We start from the raw sequence: 19,158 nt of genomic DNA, 5'->3' as shown, positions 1-19,158 counted from the left end.
ATATGGGGAGAGATCTGTAATGAATATCTTATCAACCAAAAAAGTAAAACTGAATGCGAAACCAAAAGATAAATTCGACGCGATTCGAATGGCCGGGCAATTATTAGTAGACGCCGGTCATGCATCAGCAGCTTACATCGATAAAATGCTGGAGAGAGAGCAAACCTTATCCACCTATATGGGTAATGGTCTGGCTATTCCCCACGGTACGCAGGATTCCAAATTCTTAATTGTCTCAACAGGACTGTCCATAGTTCAAATTCCAGACGGTGTGGATTTCGGGGATGGGGAGAAGGCGACCTTGGTAATTGGGATTGCAGCCGCCGGAAATGATCATCTGGATATTTTGACAAATGTTGCGATGGTTTGCTCCGAAGACGAGAATATTGAAATGATTATGAAAGCATCGACGCCAGAGGAAATGGTGAAGATTTTTGAAAGCGGGATAGAATCATGAGGGCCGTTCATTTTGGAGCAGGAAATATCGGAAGAGGATTCATTGGTTTAATTTTGTCCAAAGCCGGTTATGAGGTGACCTTCTCAGATGTGAATGATAGCTTGGTTGAGTTGCTACGGGAGAGAAAATCCTATACGGTTCGTTTGGCAAATGAAGCGCAAGAGACCTTCACGGTTTCAGGTGTTACGGCAATCAACGGCAAACATATAGAGGACGTAGCTGAAGCTGTTGCGAAGGCGGATCTGGTGACAACAGCCGTGGGCGTTAATATACTGAAGCATATTGCAGGCGGAATTGCCAAAGGGATCGAACTGCGGATCGAAAGAGGAGAGGCGCCGCTTCACATCATCGCATGTGAGAATGCAATTGGTGGAAGTACACTGCTCAAAGAGCATGTATATGCGTTGTTAGGAGAAGAACATCGTGCGAAAGCGGATGCTGCTGTCGCTTTTCCCGATGCTGCTGTGGATCGAATCGTTCCACTTCAGCATAACGAAGATCCGCTTCAAGTTACCGTTGAGCCATTCTTTGAATGGGTTGTGGATGAATCACAAATGATGGAGGACTTCTCCCGGATTGAAGGCATCCATTATGTGAAGCATCTCGAACCCTACATCGAGCGCAAGCTGTTTACGGTAAATACAGGGCACTGCAGCGCCGCTTATCTTGGGTATCTACAAGGCTTTGTGACGATTCAAGAAGCAATGGCAAACACGCAAATTGCCTCATTGGTTCGGCATGTTATGCAAGAGACCGGATCCCTGCTGATCAAGAAGCATGGCTTTGAGCTTGCTCAACATGAGGTTTACATCGATAAAATTATAAACCGATTTATTAATCCTTATCTGACTGATGAAGTGGCACGTGTAGGGAGATCGCCGATTCGTAAATTATCCGCCAATGATCGGCTAGTCAGACCCGCTTTACAGGCTTATGAACTAGGTATGTCCCCTACTTATTTAACCATGGTGATGGCTGCTGCATTCTTATTTCATGATTCGGCGGATCCTGAAGCTGTTGAAATTCAAGCTGATTTGCGAGATATTGGCATTACACAAGCCATTTCCAAGTATACGACCATTGATAAAGACCACCAGATTCACCAGTTCATCCTGACCCACTATGAGCAATTCAAACAAACTGCGGTTTCTTAAGAAAGGGGAGTTCCCTCATGGCTAAAATGTTAACCCGACGTCTATCCGGCATTGCTGCTTCCCCCGGCATTGCGCTGGCAAAAGCTTTTCGAATAAATAATGACCATTACGTGCCTGTAGCTGGAAAGGCGGTCGATAGGGATCTAGAGATACATCGTTTCCGTAATGCTGTGGAAGAAGCCAAACAAGAGTTGGTAGAGATCAAAGATTTGACCGAACAGCGGATGGGTGCGGCAAAAGCGGAAATTTTCGAGGCCCACCTCATGTTACTGGAAGATCCTGATTATATAGATGCCATTATTGAAGGTATTAAAGACGAAGGCATGAATGCTGAATTCAAGCTGCATGAAGTTGCTAACAGCTTCATTGAAGTGCTCAGCGCCATGGATAATGAACTGCTCCGTGAGCGTGCGGTTGATGTCCGCGACATCACAGGACGTATTATGAGTAAGCTTCGAGGTGTATCGTTTGAAGCCATCGCGGCTATTAATGAGCCCTGCATTGTGATCGCTGAAGATTTGACGCCATCGGATACAGCACAATTAAATCTCGACTATGTGCTTGGATTTGTTACTGAGGTCGGCAGCCGTACTTCGCATTCTGCGATCATGGCTCGCTCCCTTGAGGTGCCTGCCGTCGTTGGTGCAGGAGAAATCGCAGCTGAGATCGTCACGGGGACAAAGATAATTATTGATGCTATCGAGGGTGTTGTGCTCATTGCTCCAAATGAACAAGAGGTCGAGACGTATCAGGCTCGTAAAGCGTACTATGACCAGCGTAAAGCCCAGCTGCGCAAGCTGCTGGATCAGCCGACCCTATCAGCAGACGGACATCGAGTAGAACTTGCGGCCAACATCGGAAGTGTGGAAGATCTGCAGAAGGTGCTGGCTAACGGAGCGGAAGGGATTGGTTTATTCCGGACTGAATTCCTATATATGGGTCGCAAAACTCTGCCTAGTGAAGAAGAGCAGTTTCAGGTTTACAAACATGTATTGGAGCGTATGGACAATAAACCAGTAGTCATACGAACCCTTGATATCGGTGGAGATAAAGAACTGCCATACATGAAGCTTCCCGCAGAAAGCAACCCATTTCTTGGCTTACGTGCGGTAAGGCTGTGTTTGAATCAAAAGGATCTCTTTCGTACGCAGTTAAGAGCGCTTCTGCGAGCAAGCAGCTATGGACAATTAAAGATTATGTTCCCCATGATTGCGGTTGTGGAGGAATTACAAGCGGCCAAACAATTGCTTCTGGAGGAGAAAGCCAAGCTTATACAAGAAGGCATTCCTGTATCAGACCTCATAGAGGTCGGCATTATGATTGAAGTGCCGGCAGCGGCGTTAGCGGCGGATTTCTTAGCCAAAGAAGTCGATTTCTTTAGTATCGGAACGAATGATCTGATTCAATATACGATGGCTGCTGATCGGATGAACGAAACGGTTTCTTATTTGTATCAACCTTGTCATCCATCCATTCTTCGGTTAATACAGATGGTCATTCAAGCTGCGAACAAGGAAGGCAAATGGGTTGGTATGTGTGGAGAAATGGCCGGAGATGAAAGAGCGATTCCGATTTTGCTCGGTATGGGACTACATGAATTCAGCATGAGTGCCAGCTCGATTTTGCCGGCCAGAGCATTATTGAAAGAAATCTCATATCAGGAGTGGGCAAGCTACACGCAGCAGATTTTAGCAATGAGTAGTCAAGCCCAAATCAACCAATTTGTAGAACAGAAGACAAGGAGTGATCTAACATGATATCTCAAACATTTACGGTTCTAAATCCATCCGGTTTTCATGCGCGCCCCACAAAAGTGTTCGTTCAAAAGGTAGGCACATTTCCCTGCAAAGTGAGTGTAATCAAGGGAGAGAAAAAGGTCAATGGCAAAAGCTCGCTAAGTATGTTGACGCTTGGCATTCAACAGAACGATGAAGTGACGCTGGAAGTGGACGGCGAGCAAGAGGAGCAAGCCATTCAAGAGCTTGGAGCGCTGCTGATTCATATTTTTGAAGAATAAGCAATTCGTGTAAATAAATAGAGCCAGCAAGTAGATGCCGCTTTAACGGGGCGCAAGCTTGTTGGCTTCTTTTAATCACTTCGAACGTTCCATTCACCGGATACCCAATCGGTGGACTTCCAGCGGAGTACATCGGGTTTAGACAGATGCATAATCTCCTTAAGGAAGGTGGGCTGATCCAAATCGTTGTTCCAAGTTCCCTTGCCACTACGTGTATATCGGGGCTACCCGTAGCTAAGCTGCGTTTCAGGATCGCGATGTGAGACATAGCGGTCAATTTGCTTTTTCTGTGACTATGACTATGGTGCTGATAATGTTTTCCAATCTGGGCACGTTCAACTTGGAAAACATGGTGGTCTTTGGAACCTAGATTAACAACAACGTTTATACTTTTCTTTATCTATCGTAAATAAGAAAACCTTTCCAGATAGCCCTTGAGGTCACCATCACACACACAACAACACGGTTAAAAATGTCGGATAACAAGAACATTGTCCGAATTTCTTCCTCCTCCTCCCCTAATATAATTGTCGGGTGACAAGAACATTATCTCATTAGAGGCCGCGTAAATCGCGGTTTTTTTGTTTTATGGGATAGGGTCGGAGACTTTTTTGCTGGCCATCCGATCGGTTGCCTTTAACGGGCAGTTTAACTGGGGTGGTGGGGCACTCGAGAGCTCGTAGGGTTCGTTTTTTTTTATTTCCTAAAACTAATACACAATTTTTGATAAGCATGCTATTCTAGTAAGGTATATATTACAACTCGAGTGAGCTCGTCTAATTGACCCACTTTGCATCGGTCGCTTCTGCGTGAAAGTTACGATTTAAAACTTTATCGTCTTCTTGTTGCTGAGTGGAAAGGCGAATAATCATAATAGAAAAAAAGAAAGGATGTGCAGATTCTTGTCTTATGTGACACCAGCGCAAGATGTATACTATAATGATTTAAATATTTTCACTGCATATAAAATCTATGAGATTGTGAAAGAAAACCAAGATACTATTTTATTAATGAATGATAAAGGAGAAATAGATGAACTACATAAATCATTGATTCATGGAAGGTATCCCACTTATAAAATGGCTGTCATTCATAACAATCTTTTTCTTTGGATATGTTTTAAATTTATTGAAACAATCCGCAAAACAATTGTGCAAAGAAAGCGAATAATTAAAATTAAAACATTTAAGTAAAATAACCCTTTATAAATGATTGCTCTTTATAGAAGGGATTAACCCCATAGAGAAGTTAAGTGAGTGTAACAAGATTGAAATCTTATTTTCATGTGGCATTAATGAATCAAGCCTAAAATTCGCCCCCCTTTTTAAATATAAAACTTAGACCCGTAGCCTGTTGCTTGGGGTTTCTTTTTGCTATTCAACGAATTAATCGTAATTCAAAGACTTGTGTATAAAATTACATGTTCTAAGGGAAAATACCAAGAAAATCCAAGTAGGAGTAGTTATGCCTATTCATAACTGGTTTAAGAAGCGAAAAGGGCTACTCACTGATCAGACCTACGCAGCCCCCCCGCTAATTATTGACAACGATTTAACGGCAAGACTCCAATGGTTCCGCAAACAGTTGAATCACAACACAGACATTAAATTCTATGAGATCCTATTACCAAGTGGTATTGCCTGTGCGTTCATCTACATTGAAGGTATGATCGATCAAAATCAGTTTCAGAAACAAATACTTTCACCTCTTTTATTTGAAGAAACATCTTTATCTGCAAATGAGCTGTTGAATAAAATAGCAATTATGAAGCAGCTTCCGGTTTCGATGATTGAATCCACCACAGATGTGAACAAGGCATTGGAACGTATTTTTGATGGCACAATTATTTTTCTTATCGATAATGAGCTGGAAATCATCCTTTTTCCGATGAAATCGGTGGAGAAAAGATCGATTGAGCAGTCCGAAATAGAAACCGTCATTCGAGGTCCCAAACAGGCATTTGTCGAAGATTTGACGACTAATATTACAATGATCCGCAAAATTATTAAGCACCAGGCTTTGAAAATGGAGCATTATCAATTTGGTACCTATTCTAAAACTTCCGTTGTTGTTTGTTATATCGAAGATATTTGTGAAAAGAAATTGGTCGATGAAGTAAAGAGCAGAATAGCCGGAATCGATATTGACGCAGTACTTGGTAGTAGCTATATCGAGGAATTCATTGAGGATAATCCTTTTTCACCATTCCCTCAAGTGCAGTATACAGAACGGCCTGATACGTTAAGCGCGGCACTGCTTGAAGGAAGAGTCGCAATTTTGGTAGATGGAACACCGTTTCCCATCATCGTCCCGGTTACCATATACATGCTTCTTCAATCGGCAGAGGATTATTATGAAAGATTCGTTGCAGGGACATGGATTCGATGGATTCGATATTTATTCTTGTTGGTGTCCTTTCTGTTACCTTCGATCTATATTGCGGTAACTACGTTTCACCCGGAGATGCTCCCTCCTAATCTATTGGCGACGGTGGCAGCTGCCCGTGAACATGTTCCTTTTCCTGCTATTGTAGAGGCGTTCATTATGGAAATCGTTTTCGAAGCACTTAGGGAAGCGGGATTACGTATCCCCAAGCCAATAGGTCAGACAGTGTCGATTATTGGTGCATTGGTTATAGGGCAAGCGGCTGTGCAGGCAGGTATTGTATCTGCTCCAATGGTCATTGTAGTCTCCATAACAGGGATTGCTTCGTTCATCATCCCACATTTCGATCTTGCTTTGACGTTCCGTCTCCTGCGGTTTCCTGTGATGTTCCTTGCGGCAAGCTTTGGTTTATACGGCGTTATTCTTTGCATCATTATGATCTACTTGCATTTAGTCACACTCCGATCCTTTGGCACGCCTTATCTGTCTCCAACGGCACCTATCGTTTTTGGCGATTGGAAGGATGTGCTGGTCCGCGCCCCCTTTTGGCTGATGAAAAATAGGCCTAGACTATACGGAACCAAAAATAATCAAAGGCAAAATCCTAAACCACGTACGAGAATACTTAAAGATGATGATGGTGATTAATGGTGATGCAATTACGAATGAAGCACATAGGGCTTCTTTTACTGTTCTCCAGTTTACTGATGATAACGGGCTGTTGGTCCAGAATTGAAGTCAATGACCGTGCTTTCGTGACAGGCATGTACATAGACCGTTCTGATAATGGCAGCTATGAGGTATCTCTGGGCTTTCCTTTGCCCAATCGAATGGGCGGAGGGCAATCCCCGGGGGAGCCATCTGGTGGAAACCCGTATACCATTTTGACAAAAACCGCTGAAAGCATTCCCGTCGCCATCCGGGAAATCCGTTCAGATCTCTCGAGAGAAATAACTTGGGGACATTGCCGTGTTATTGTAGTAGGTAAACAAGCGGCGGAATACGGGATAGATTCGCTTTTGGAATTTGTGGCTCGTGAACCGAACTTTCATACGAAAAGTTATCTGATGGTTGCTCCGGGGAAGGCAAGGGACGTTACCAAGCTAACCCCCGTTTTTGAAAGGCTTCCAGCAGAAGTGCTCCGAGAGTTCGCGAACAGAAAGGTGACCTTGGATACCAATGTGAAGGATTTCTTAGAGGCTTCGGCGTCGGGAGGAGATATGATTGCCGGTCTTCTTACCATTGGACAAACTAAGTTGCTTAGTGAGAAGGGAAAAGAAAGTACATGGGTCGGGACTGACGGGGCAGCGCTTTTTAAAATGGGAAAAATGATAGGTACCTTGGACGTCACTGGGATGCGAGTGGGGCTTTGGTTAAAGGGGAGAATGAAAAGCTCACTGATTTCGTTGAAATCGCCGAGCGACGGAAAACCGATGAGTTTTATTATTCTATCCTCTAGAGCCTCGATCAAACCTTTCATCGACGGAGAGAAAATCGGCTTTCATATCAAAATTGAAGCGGAAGATGATATTTATTCCTCGGAATCGGACATGGATCTGACAGACCCGAAGGAAATAATTCGCATCCAGGAACTTCTTTCTGAGCAACTGAAGCGTCGGATTGCGAGAACTCTTTATAAAACCCAGGATATGGGAGTCGATGTATTTCAATTTGGCCGACATCTGGATTGGAGGTACCCACAAGTATGGAGTAAGCATAAGGACCAATGGCATGTGGATTATAAAATGTGTACATTCGTCATTGATACCAATGTGCACGTGAAAAGAACTGGGGTTGAAAGAAATTCAATCATACGTCAGCACAACAGTTAGGGTAGGGTGACCATGATTATCATCACAATCGTATTTCTAGGGATTTTCATGTTTGAATGGAACTTTTTAAAGCATCTTGGGCGGAAAAAAAGAACCTTCTGGATCACAGGCTGCAGCATATTTGTCGCTTATGTGTATGTCATGGCCGTCTACTCTTTTCAGAATCTGCCAAGTCCTAACCAGCTGATTAAATATGTTTTCAGCCTTTATGAATTATAGCGTGTTAGTAAGGAGATGGCTGTTATGCAGCGTATTACCCAGCTTCAACTTAGATTGATGTTCATTCTCTTTCATTTCTCTACGACAACAGGATTTCTGATAGGCCCCATCTCCTCATCAGCCGGTTATCAAGGTTGGTTAGCCCTCCTACTTGCTGCCATTGGAGGAATGCTTATAACTTTCATTTCTTTTACCCTTGCCAAGCGGAAGGAAAGCGAGTTTATCGTTCATTACGGGAAGGAACTAATTGGACGGGTCCCCAATATCATCATAATGATTGTAATTAGCTTTTTCTTTATTCATCTGGCGAGCCTGATACTGCGGGAACTTGCTGATTTCATGGTTCAGATCTACTTGGCTACGACGCCAGAATGGGTGATCGCCGGTTTGTTTGGTTTTGTCGTTTCAATCGCTGTCCGATCTGGCCTGGAAGCTATATTGCGCTGTGCGTCGGGATTTTTTTTCATCATTTTCGCCATAGCTGGGATCACACCATTTTTAATTGGTAAGGAAATGAATACAGACCGCGTGATAGCGTTTATCACCCATATTAACCCTGGGAGCCTTTTTCATGAATCGTATCCGTTTATTCCATGGTTCGGAGAATCGTTTTTGATTCTTTTTATCTTTCCTTGGATAGCCAATTCGGGAAAAACATTCCGTTCTTTAACCTGGGCAATGGTGATAAGCCTTTTTTTTATCGAAACGAATCTCGTGTTATGTCACTTGTTATTCGGATCGAAATTTTCTGGGGAATTGGCCTATCCTGTGCTGGAAATGATTCGTTTCATTCGGATCGGAGATTTCTTGGAAAATTTGGATCCCATTATCGTGGCGATCTGGTTATCAAGTCTATTTATAAAAATCAGCGTTTTGCTCTACATTTCGACGCTAATGATCTCACAGCTGCTTAAGCTAAAAGATTCCAGACCGCTTTCTTTCTCATTGGGCGCAATTATGGTTGCACTTGCCATGCATATGTCCAAAAACATAATTGAATTGAACCATTTTATTCAAAAAATCTGGCCAAACTTTGCCTTATGCATTGAGTGTATCCCACTGATATATTTAGTTGCTTCCATAATAAAAAAGCGTCCCAGGAAAAGTGGTTAAGAGTCAGAAATTTATATTATCACTCTACTAACAAGTCGGATTATAATACAAAAGGGGGTGTTTCTTAGATCCCTATAATAAAGGTCGCCCCCTTTAAAATATAAAACTTAGATACTCTACCCGTTGCAGGGTCCTTTTTTGCTATTCAACTAAACCAGCTAATAACTTGTCATCCACTGATTAATCTAACTGAGGAGCTATCTGGAGAGGTTAAAATCGGAAAGTAATTTTTTGCGAGAAGTTAAATGCTTAATATCAACTCAAAAAGAGCGGGATACTTGGTAAAAACAAGCATCCCGCTCTTTTTGTGTACCAGCAGCTCTTTAATCCACAACTGTTCCAGATATCGGGGATTATTTCTGAAATACCATAAGATTTTCTCCCTAATCATAAGATTAAGATATTAAAAAAGCGTTTCCATTCCAATTAAAATAAGGATATACGAATAGAACTTGTTCAGGAAAGGATGGAGCGTATGCAATTGCCAATGAAGGTGGAACCGAAATCACGGGCTGTCAATAAAAGGAGTAGGGCTTTTGCAGATATTATGAAGGATTGGGATTTGTACCTGCTGCTCGTGCCGGGACTGTTGTTTCTGGCCATATTTAAGTACACCCCCATGTCTGGGTTGATCATATCCTTCAAGGATTTCAATATTTTCAGTGGGATATCCGAGAGTCCATGGGTCGGTCTTAAGCACTTTAAACGGCTGTTCGTCAATGATCAATTCCTAAGTGTATTATCGAATACCTTGATTATTAGTGTAATGAAGCTGATCTTTCTGTTCCCGGCGCCTATCGTCTTGGCCATTCTTTTAAACGAGGTTCGGAAGATGGCTTTCAAAAGAGTCGTACAATCTGTCATTTACCTTCCGCATTTTATCTCTTGGGTCATTGTTGGTGGTTTGTTCATCAATATGTTCTCAGTCAATGGTGGTATCATTAATGCTGTTATCGTTAAGCTCGGCGGTGATCCCATACCGTTCTTCATGCACGCCGGATACTTCAGGCCACTGCTAGTACTGTCGGAGGGTTGGAGAGAGGTGGGTTGGGGAACTATTATCTATCTCGCCGCAATTGCCGGGGTTGATCCGCAGCTATATGAAGCTGCAAAAATGGACGGAGCTAATAAACTCAAGCAGATGCTCCATGTGACTCTGCCAGGCCTGATCCCCACGATCACGTTAATGTTTATCCTTAAAATGGGTCAACTACTGGAAGCAGGTACAGAGCAAATTTTAGTTATGTACAATCCCGTGGTATATAGTGTTGCAGATACGATTGGGACGTATGTTTACCGTGTAGGGATAGGAACATCGGACTACAGCTTCTCGACTGCGGTCGGTTTTTTCGAATCGGTGACTGCCTTCCTCCTTGTCATTCTTGGTAACTTCTTATGCAAAAAATATTTGGGAAGGAGCATCTGGTGATGGCAAAAGAGACTTCGATCAAAGCATCTACAGGTGAGCGTATATTCTATATCAGCAACTACCTGTTCTTCATACTATTAGGCATGGCCACGCTGTTCCCATTCCTAAACGTGCTCGCTAAGTCCTTCAGCAGCGAAGCGGCTGTCATCTCTGGACTGGTCACGATTTTCCCCGTAGATTTCCAAATCGGAACGTACGAATTGGTCCTTGGGAACAGTCAATTTATGAACAGCTTCCGGATAACCATATTTATTACAGTAACCTATACGGCACTCTCGCTCATTATGACCACGATGGCAGCTTATCCGCTCTCTAAGCCCGGTCTTAAAGGAAGAAAGGCTATCCTGCTGCTGTATGTGTTCACTATGCTGTTCCATGGCGGTTTGATTCCCAATTATCTGCTTATGCAAAATCTGGGTCTGATCAACTCCTTATGGTCACTGATTTTACCGGGTATGATCCAAGTATTTTATATGCTGCTGATCAAAAATTACTTTGAAGGGTTGCCGGATAGTTTAGAGGAATCGGCCAAATTGGATGGAGCTTCCAACATGAGAATTCTTTGGAGCATTGTGCTTCCGTTGTCGATGCCAGTGTTAGCGACGGTTGCTCTCTTCTATGCGGTTCTGATCTGGAACAGTTACTTTAACGCCATGGTTTACATTAGCCGTCCGGACTTAAAGCCAATGCAGCTATATCTCAAGGAATTGATCGCAGCTACCAATGATGTGCTTGGCCAGTCGGGAATGATCGACATCAGCAAGGACCTTAACCGAAGTCCGGAGGCTGTTCAAGCTGCCTCTATCATTACAGCTACCGTTCCAATCTTGTGTGTATACCCATTCCTGCAAAAGTATTTCGTAAAGGGAGTACTTGTAGGATCAGTAAAAGGTTGATTTTGTAAGTGGCAATCATTATCTAATTTGATAGAATAGATGGATAAGAGGGAGTGCCTTATGGGGGCACCCCCTTTGCCTGTTCCGCAGATATCATACGAAGACATAGCAGGAAAGGAAAGAGGCCAGTTATGCTAAAAGTGCTGATTGTAGACGACGAAGAGATTACCCGGGAAGGTCTTAGATCTTGTATCCCCTGGGAAGAACTGGGGATGAAAGTTGTAGCGGAAGCAGAGGATGGCGCGGAAGGGCTTGAGGCGGCTGTTAAGCTTCAGCCGGATATCGCCTTATGCGACGTAAGAATGCCCCATCTGGATGGGATTGGATTGGCTAAAGGGATTAAAGACAAGGTGCCTGGCTGCAAGATCATTTTTCTAAGCGGCTATTCAGACGTAGAATATCTAAGATCTGCGATTCAACTTCAAGCCGTTGATTATGTGGAAAAGCCTGTTGACCTAGATAAGCTTCAAGAGGTTTTGGTTATGGCAGCAGAGGCTTGCAGACAAGAGCGGGGGAATCGAGAGCTGCTGGAGGACATGGAACGCCAAGTGATCAAGTCCAGACCTTTCTTATCAGGGAAGGCCTTACAAGCCTTGCTTGCAGGCACCGGCTCGGTTAAGGAGTTGGAGAAGGAATGGCTTGCCATCCACTCTATCAGTTCCGGCGATGTCCGCTATGTATGCTGCATGATTATGGGTGAAGACCGCAGATTAAATATGCCTCTCATAGAGAAACTCGAGGAAATGTTTCGTTCTTACGGCTTAGATGGCTTGTGTTGCGAATATGATCATGTACTTGCTGCTGTATTTAAATTGGCGGATGGGAAGGAAATTGAAACCATCGTTCTGATGATGAATGCGTTATCGACCTATGCACGGAATGAGCTACAAACCCGTCTTTCGGCAGGTGTAGGAGGAACGGTAGGGAGCCTTGAAGCTATAATTGGCTCGGTACAGCAAGCTTCGGAAGCGCTTCAGTTTAGCTTCTATAGGGGGTGGAATACGACAATTCTTCATGAGCACACAGGTCGGGGAGCGAAGCCGAAACTGATTCATGAGAAGGATACCTTTCTCCGATTCGAGAAGCATCTACAACGTCAGGAATTCGAAGAGGCGTCCTTACTGATACAGGAAGTCGTATTCGAGCTGAGAAGGTTGGAATCATCTTCCATTGAGTGGATTCGCAAGCGACTCTTTAAGTTGTATATCATCTTAACCAAAGTGTTTTTGGAAGCAATCACAGAGCTGGATAACGACGAATTATGGAGATTATTTGCAAATGGACAGCTCGACTCGATTGCCCATTTTCTACAAAGCCAGTTAGAAGCGATTAGGGATGGGTTAGCTCATCTCGGGACTCAGCCAGACAAGGCAGTCATACGCGAAGCTGTTGCTTTTATTCATAATCATTATCATGAAGAAATATCCATCGATATGATAGCCAAGCAGGTTTTTTTAACACCGACCTACTTTTGTCTGATATTCAAGAAAGAGCTTGGGATTGCTGTTAATGAGTACATCACGCAAGTCAGGATTGAGAAGGCAAAGCATTTGGTTAAGGACAGAAGCTTAAAGCTATATGAGATTGCGCTGAAGGTCGGATATACAGATCCGAATTATTTTGCCAAGGTATTCCGCAAGCTTACGGGCTTCAAGCCATCTGAATATAGGGAAGTGCGCCATGAAACTCAATAAATGGCTTGCGACCGGATATTTACGGAACCTGAGAATTAAATATAAGCTCCTTCTCTCTTACATGCTGCTGATATCTATAACCATAGCAGCCGTTACATTGTTCTCCTATAATAAGACGACTAAGATGATAGAGAGGCAAGTCGCAGAATCCACGGATCGTGCTTTCGAGCAAGCTAACGAATTCATTACATATAAGCTTAACAATGTGAAGGACGTTTCCAGCATGCTGTTTATGAATAAGGAGCTGGAGCACATTTTGCTGAAGTCCCCTGTTAATTATCCATTAGCCGAACAGATAGACGATTACAACCGGCTCCTGGATATGGTACGTTCAGCTCAAAACAGCAGAGAAATTTTCAGCATCCGTTTGTTTGTTAACGATTCCGGGATATTCGCCAAGGAAAATAGCACGATTTTTAATATGAAGAATTTCAAGGACACTTGGTGGTTTAAGCTGGTACTTGAGCAGAATGGTGGTTTGTACTGCCGTTCCACGTATAGCCATGACTATCAGGATCAGAGGGGTTCTCAACAGATTATCTCTTGTATGCGCACCCTGCAAACTCAGGGCTTCTTTGGGGACGTTCTTGGCCTCGTTTCTATGGATGTTCTGGAGGATAGTATCTACCGGATCATCAAGCAAACGGAAATAACGGATGGTGGAGAGGTTTACTTGGTTGATCGTGAAGGAAATGTCATTTCGGGCTTGGACAGAAAAACGATCGGTCAAAGTTTGTCTTCAACGATATATTTCCAGGAGATTATTAAGGGAAGCGGAGATAGTGGCTATCAGAACCTAGAGGTTAATGGCAAAGCATCCCTCGTTACTTATAAGAAGGTGGAAGGGACGGATTGGCGGCTAATAGCCATCATTCCACATGAGGAAATGATGCAGTACAGCGACCAAATAGCCAGCTATATGCTGCTGCTGTTCATCTTAGCTACGGTTAGCGCGGCAATAATGGCCTTCTTCATGTCTGGAGGGATCACAAGAAGAATCAGTCTACTCATCCAGCAGATGAAGAGGTTCGAAGAGGAAAAGTGGGACGTACGTATTTCCGTGGATAGTAAGGATGAAATAGGTATTCTACAGGTTAACTTCAACCGGATGACGGACAACATCAAGCGTCTCATCATGGAGAAATATGAGGAAGAGGTCCGAAAGAAGAATGCCGAGCTTAAAGCTTTGCAAGCCCAGATTAACCCTCACTTCTTATACAATACACTGGATATGATTCATTGGTTGGCCATGAAGCATAAGGCCCAGGACATCAGCTACCTTGTAGGGGGATTGGCAAAGTTCTTCCGGTTAAGTTTGAGTAAGGGAAAAGATGTTATTTCGATTGATGATGAGCTCGCTCATGTTCAGATTTACCTAGATATTCAAAACAAAAGGTTTTCTGGAAGTATTAAAGTGTCCATAGAGGTGGAGCAACAGATCCTGGAGATGACGACAGTGAAGCTTGTACTTCAGCCCATTGTGGAAAATGCTATTCTACATGGGATTCGGGAGAAGGAAAACAAAAGGGGTCTGATTCGAATATCAGGCCAAATTTGCGACGGTCTGGTGCTATTTATCGTGGAAGATGACGGGGTTGGCATGACGGAGGAAAAGATGAAGAGACTGCTGACAGGTGACCAAGGAGCAGGATATGGAATCAAGAACGTCAATGAAAAGCTCAAGCTTTATTTCGGGGATTCGTTTGGATTGTCTTATGAAAGCGAAGAGGGTCTAGGTACTAAGGTGACGATTCGTTTCCCTGCCATGAAACATCCGTCAGAAGGCGTATCCTGACAACATAGAGAGCATCTTCTGACAAATACCAATGAACGGACCCATGGTATAGTGAACGAAGAGAGGTTAGATCCTCTCAAGTATAAGTATACGGGGGAGATTAGATGAAGAAACTTATTTCCATGTCAATATGTGTTTCATTAGCTGTTGCAGCCCTAACTGGCTGCGGTGCTAATAATGGAGGCTCTGGTACCGGGACAACTGGGACAAGCCCAAGCGCATCTGCCAAGGTGGATGCTCCTAAACCCGAGCTAAGGCAGCTTGGTTTCCAACGAAACTTTGACACGAATCAAGATCCGGTTGCGAAGATGTTGGAGGAAAAGACGGGCTACAAGGTAAAATATGAAACGCTGCCCTTGGAAAATCCTGACGACAAGCTGAACCTGTTAATGGCGAATAAGGAGCCTTACGATATTCTTAAGCTATCAGGTTCCCAATATCGGAAGCTTGCCTCTCAAGGGGCACTTGAACCATTAGACGATCTCCTGAAGAATTATGGACAGACACTTGCGAAGATAAATACGCCGGAGTCCTTCGAAGCGGCCAAGGTTGACGGTAAGATATACGGGATTCCAGAACGACATCCAAGAGGCTTTGTCGGCAGCTCTTTGGCTATACGCCAAGATATCCTTGATGAGTTAGGTATGAAGGTGCCGACTAGTCTTGATGAATTTTATCAGCTGTTGAAGGCCATTAAAGAAAAGAAGAAGGACATGATTCCGTTTGCGGGATTTGAGAGTGTGATCACAGAAATCTCCGGTGCCTTTGGCATTGCGACTCAGTGGTTAGAGAAGGATGGAAAGCTGGTTAACCGCCTTGACGATCCGGGGATGAAGGAATACCTGGCGTTTATGAGTAAGCTTTACAGCGAGGGTCTTTTGGATCCAGAATGGCCCGTGAACAAGGCGGCTACAGTTCAACAGAAATTCTCCAGCGGCAAAGCAGCCGTCATTCCTTACGGCTGGGGGATGGCCCCAGCCGTAACAACAGCGATGGTGAAAAATTTCCCTACCGCTAAGATCACGCTAATACCGGGGCTTAAGGGTAAGGACGGAACGCAAGCTCAAATGATTCAAGGTGGAGGAATCAGCTGGTATATTGCCATTCCTAAGGTTTCTAAAAACAAGCAAGAGGCAATGAAATACCTAGATTTAAAGGTTCAGCCTGAGCTGTTCCAAAATTTATCTGTCGGTGAGGAAGGCGTTCATTTCAAGAAAGAGAACGGAAAGATGTTCCCTATTCTTCCGAAATTTAATGATGAGCGCGGTAATGCGGACTGGTTCCTGACCTCAACGAATCCGGAAGTGTTCCAAGACCTTTGGCTGCTGAGGGTCCGTAAGGACCCGGTGCTGTATGAAACCTTCGAGGAAATTCAGAAGCAGATGTCCTTTGGCAAGAAAGATCCTTTGATCTTCGCGCCACCGCTTCCTCTGCTCGGAACTAATATCCAGAAGCTCACTAAATCCGAGAATGACTACATTATCAAGGTATTCGCAGGAGCAGAAAAGCTAGACGGCTACGATAACTTCGTGAAGCAGTGGAAGAATGATGGCGGAAACGACGTGATTAAAGAAGTAACAGATTGGTACGCAAAATCTAAAAAATAAATAAGTTCGGTAAAGGGGCAGTCTCCGAAACGCATGTATTTGCGGTTCGGGAACTGCCCCTTTTTGCAATAGGAATCAGGGAGGTTAAGAGTCGGTTGTATGGAACTAGAGAAACCGTTTTCACAAAACCGTAAGATTTTCTTGTTTATCATAAGATTGCATCATTTCAATAATGCCCAGTTTTTACGAAAATAAGAGTTAGAACAGGTGAGCCATCACCTAAGTAAAGTCATGGGGGAGGGAACGGAATGGCCTACCAGTTGTTTACATATCGGCATAATAAGACCTTACCGGAAGTTGCATGGTTGAAGGAACCTTTTGTTTATGATTTTTTCACCCTTTGGCAGGTTGGAGAACGTCGGTTGTTTCGGGATACAATCGGGTTTCAAGGACCTCATGAGGATCGGTTTTGGGATATAGGGTATGTGACAGAGGGATCTGGTGTCGTATCTATTCATGGTAGCGTATACCAGATTCGGAAGGGTGACTGCCTGGTTAGAATGCCGGTTCATACTTGCATGATCTCCTCAAAAGATACCGACGAGCTGCAGATCTGTTACATCCGGTTTGAGCTTCATGATTCGGAGAGAGGTGAGCATCCCTTCGCTTGTATGAATAGCGTGCTTTTGGAGAAGAAAGATCCAGTCCGCAGGGACCACTGGGGGTTAGCGGACTTATTCGATCAATTGCTTAGAGAGATTCGGTACGAAAATCGTCACCTGCTATTGATGGCTGGAAGCTATGTAAATCAGATATTGGTTGCGGCATATCGCAATTACTTGGGACAAGTGGAGCGTAATATCGATACATCTGACCATATGGTTCCATCCATTGGAGGCAAAAGGGAGATTGCTGAGCGTGCGGTTCAATACATGAATGAACGAGTTTTGGACTTGAAGGAACTTAGTAGTGTTGCGGATGTTCTTGGCTATAGCTATTCGTATTTATCTCATGTATTTAGAGAAGAGATGGGCACCAGTCTACAAGCTTACTTCTCGAAGAGACGGATATTAATGGCTATGCAGTTTCTCCATGATGAGGATAACACAGTAACCCGCGTGGCTGAGTTACTTAGCTATCAATCGATTCACTCGTTCAGTAAGGCTTTCAAGAAGCAGACGGGGCAATCGCCTTCTGAATATCAGTTTCGATATGCGAATGAGAAAAAAGCAAGTTACTAAATGAAACCGTTTACCTTCAGTCGTGTGAAAGGAGAAGAGCTTATGACTTTACATCTTGCAATTATTCCGGGCATGCGCATAACCCGAAGAGTATTCACACCCTCTCAATTAGAAAAGCTGGGCAGACTCTCCCGAAGAGTGACCCTGAATCAGGAAGAAGGAAACCCATCCCCCGAAACGGTGAAACGGTTGATCCAAGGGGCTGACGCTGTGATTACTTCCTGGGGTTGTCCCCCTCTGGACAGTGAACTTCTTGCAGAAGCACCTGATCTTCGGGCACTGCTTCATGCTGCCGGATCTGTAAAAACTGTAGTTACTCCAGAGTTGTGGGAGCGGGGAATCCAGGTGACTGGCGCCGCTTCGATGCTCAGCAGGGGGGTGGCGGAAACAACGCTAGGGCTTACTATCGCTTCTTTGAAAAATATGTGGCAGATTATCGATTACACGCGAAATAAAGACTGGTGGGGTTTTCAGCAGGATTCGGTTAGAAGCCGAATAAGGGAAATGTTCGGGATAACGATAGGTGTAATAGGAGCTGGTCATGCAGGACGGCATTACATCAAGCTTCTGCAAGGCTTCGATGTAAAGATTCTCCTTAGTGATCCTACCTATACGGAAGTTCAAGCAGCGGAGCTGGGGGCTAAGCTAGTTCCATTGGAGGAGCTGCTAGCCGCAGCAGATGTGGTAGCGGTCATGGCACCCGAGATACCGGAGACCTATCAGCTACTTAATGAGGACAGACTCGGTTTAATGAAGGATGATGCCATTCTGATCAATCCAGCGAGGGGCTCCATCATTCACGAGGAAGCTCTTATCCGACATCTGAAGCTGGGCCGTTTCTTTGCTTGCCTTGATGTGACGGAACCTGAGCCGCCGGCTTCAGATCACCCTTTTCGCACGCTGCCAAATGTGGTGCTAACCGGTCATATTGCAGGTGCGGTCAATAATGGCTTGCTGCAGATCGGTAAATTCATAACAGACGAATGGGAAAGATGGGTTCAAGGTGTCCCGATGGAAGGTCGCATCGATCCGGTGAAGCTCTCCTTTTTGGCATGAAGATGCGGCACTACGGCACTACTAATTGATAGGAGGCTGAAGAATGGTTATTCGTCGAAAATAGTTCATGCTTGTGTTGGCAGTGCTAGTTGCGGTGGGTATTTCGTAGAGGGTACGGTAAATCTGCTAGCACTAGGCGGTGACGGAAGTGTCTATTATACGTTAGGTGCGAAGCTGTATAGGCTTCCAGTTCCGCTCAAGGACGTAACGCTTGAGGTTGGAAGCAACGAGTTCACGCGCAGGGAGGACTCGCTAATAACGGTAAAGGGTGTTCTGGCTAATGGTCAAGAAGCTCGATTATCGGAAGGTGAGGTTCAAATCAC

The 19,158-nt window shown here is 44.2% G+C and carries 16 protein-coding genes; all 16 read left to right on the top strand.

Going from position 1 to position 19,158, the window contains the following annotated elements:
- The first annotated feature begins 19 nt into the window (after positions 1-19).
- The 16 genes from AB4114_RS30345 to AB4114_RS30270 all read left to right on the top strand — a co-directional run bounded on the left by AB4114_RS30345 (position 20) and on the right by AB4114_RS30270 (position 18,835).
- Positions 20-457: a PTS sugar transporter subunit IIA gene (locus AB4114_RS30345; RefSeq protein WP_441991748.1), complete on the top strand. Its 438-nt coding sequence runs from the start codon at positions 20-22 to the stop codon at positions 455-457.
- Positions 454-1,611 carry a mannitol-1-phosphate 5-dehydrogenase gene (locus AB4114_RS30340; RefSeq protein WP_441991747.1) on the top strand — a complete coding sequence of 386 codons (1,158 nt, stop codon included), beginning with the start codon at positions 454-456 and terminating at the stop codon, positions 1,609-1,611. The genes AB4114_RS30345 and AB4114_RS30340 overlap by 4 nt, the downstream gene beginning before the upstream one ends.
- 17 nt (positions 1,612-1,628) lie before the next feature.
- Positions 1,629-3,368: a phosphoenolpyruvate--protein phosphotransferase gene (ptsP, locus tag AB4114_RS30335; RefSeq protein WP_441991746.1), complete on the top strand. Its 1,740-nt coding sequence runs from the start codon at positions 1,629-1,631 to the stop codon at positions 3,366-3,368.
- A complete protein-coding gene (locus AB4114_RS30330) occupies positions 3,365-3,628 on the top strand; it encodes an HPr family phosphocarrier protein (RefSeq protein ID WP_441991745.1) in 264 nt (87 codons plus the stop codon). The genes ptsP and AB4114_RS30330 overlap by 4 nt, the downstream gene beginning before the upstream one ends.
- A 902-nt stretch (positions 3,629-4,530) precedes the next feature.
- Positions 4,531-4,821 (top strand): hypothetical protein, encoded by a 291-nt coding sequence (locus tag AB4114_RS30325; RefSeq protein ID WP_441991744.1) that lies wholly within the window; start codon positions 4,531-4,533, stop codon positions 4,819-4,821.
- 271 nt (positions 4,822-5,092) lie between these two features.
- The gene (locus AB4114_RS30320) at positions 5,093-6,661 is read left to right on the top strand and encodes a spore germination protein (protein WP_441991743.1); all 1,569 of its coding nucleotides are present in this window, start codon (positions 5,093-5,095) and stop codon (positions 6,659-6,661) included.
- Positions 6,662-6,666: 5 nt separating this feature from the next.
- Positions 6,667-7,845 carry a Ger(x)C family spore germination protein gene (locus AB4114_RS30315; protein ID WP_441991742.1) on the top strand — a complete coding sequence of 393 codons (1,179 nt, stop codon included), beginning with the start codon at positions 6,667-6,669 and terminating at the stop codon, positions 7,843-7,845.
- A gap of 12 nt (positions 7,846-7,857) precedes the next feature.
- Positions 7,858-8,064, top strand: a complete 207-nt coding sequence (locus AB4114_RS30310) for a hypothetical protein (protein WP_441991741.1) — start codon at positions 7,858-7,860, stop codon at positions 8,062-8,064.
- A gap of 24 nt (positions 8,065-8,088) precedes the next feature.
- On the top strand, positions 8,089-9,177 hold the full coding sequence (locus tag AB4114_RS30305; RefSeq protein ID WP_441991740.1) for a GerAB/ArcD/ProY family transporter: 1,089 nt from the start codon (positions 8,089-8,091) through the stop codon (positions 9,175-9,177).
- 475 nt (positions 9,178-9,652) lie between these two features.
- On the top strand, positions 9,653-10,606 hold the full coding sequence (locus tag AB4114_RS30300) for an ABC transporter permease (RefSeq protein ID WP_441991739.1): 954 nt from the start codon (positions 9,653-9,655) through the stop codon (positions 10,604-10,606).
- Positions 10,606-11,502, top strand: coding sequence for a carbohydrate ABC transporter permease (locus tag AB4114_RS30295; RefSeq protein WP_441991738.1), 897 nt, complete (start codon positions 10,606-10,608; stop codon positions 11,500-11,502). The genes AB4114_RS30300 and AB4114_RS30295 overlap by 1 nt, the downstream gene beginning before the upstream one ends.
- A 131-nt stretch (positions 11,503-11,633) precedes the next feature.
- On the top strand, positions 11,634-13,196 hold the full coding sequence (locus tag AB4114_RS30290; protein WP_441991737.1) for a response regulator: 1,563 nt from the start codon (positions 11,634-11,636) through the stop codon (positions 13,194-13,196).
- The gene (locus tag AB4114_RS30285; protein ID WP_441991736.1) at positions 13,183-14,991 is read left to right on the top strand and encodes a cache domain-containing sensor histidine kinase; all 1,809 of its coding nucleotides are present in this window, start codon (positions 13,183-13,185) and stop codon (positions 14,989-14,991) included. Before AB4114_RS30290 ends, AB4114_RS30285 begins: the two co-directional genes overlap by 14 nt.
- Positions 14,992-15,095: 104 nt before the next feature.
- Positions 15,096-16,598: an extracellular solute-binding protein gene (locus AB4114_RS30280; RefSeq protein WP_441991735.1), complete on the top strand. Its 1,503-nt coding sequence runs from the start codon at positions 15,096-15,098 to the stop codon at positions 16,596-16,598.
- A 248-nt stretch (positions 16,599-16,846) separates the two neighbouring features.
- Positions 16,847-17,779, top strand: a complete 933-nt coding sequence (locus tag AB4114_RS30275; RefSeq protein ID WP_441991734.1) for an AraC family transcriptional regulator — start codon at positions 16,847-16,849, stop codon at positions 17,777-17,779.
- 42 nt (positions 17,780-17,821) lie between these two features.
- On the top strand, positions 17,822-18,835 hold the full coding sequence (locus AB4114_RS30270) for a hydroxyacid dehydrogenase (RefSeq protein WP_441991733.1): 1,014 nt from the start codon (positions 17,822-17,824) through the stop codon (positions 18,833-18,835).
- The last annotated feature ends 323 nt before the right edge of the window (positions 18,836-19,158 follow it).

Source organism: Paenibacillus sp. 2RAB27, from assembly GCF_052115445.1.
GTDB lineage: Bacteria > Bacillota > Bacilli > Paenibacillales > NBRC-103111 > Paenibacillus_E.
The sequence above is the reverse complement of the archived record's forward strand: the minus strand, read 5'-3'. Positions and strand labels throughout refer to the sequence as shown.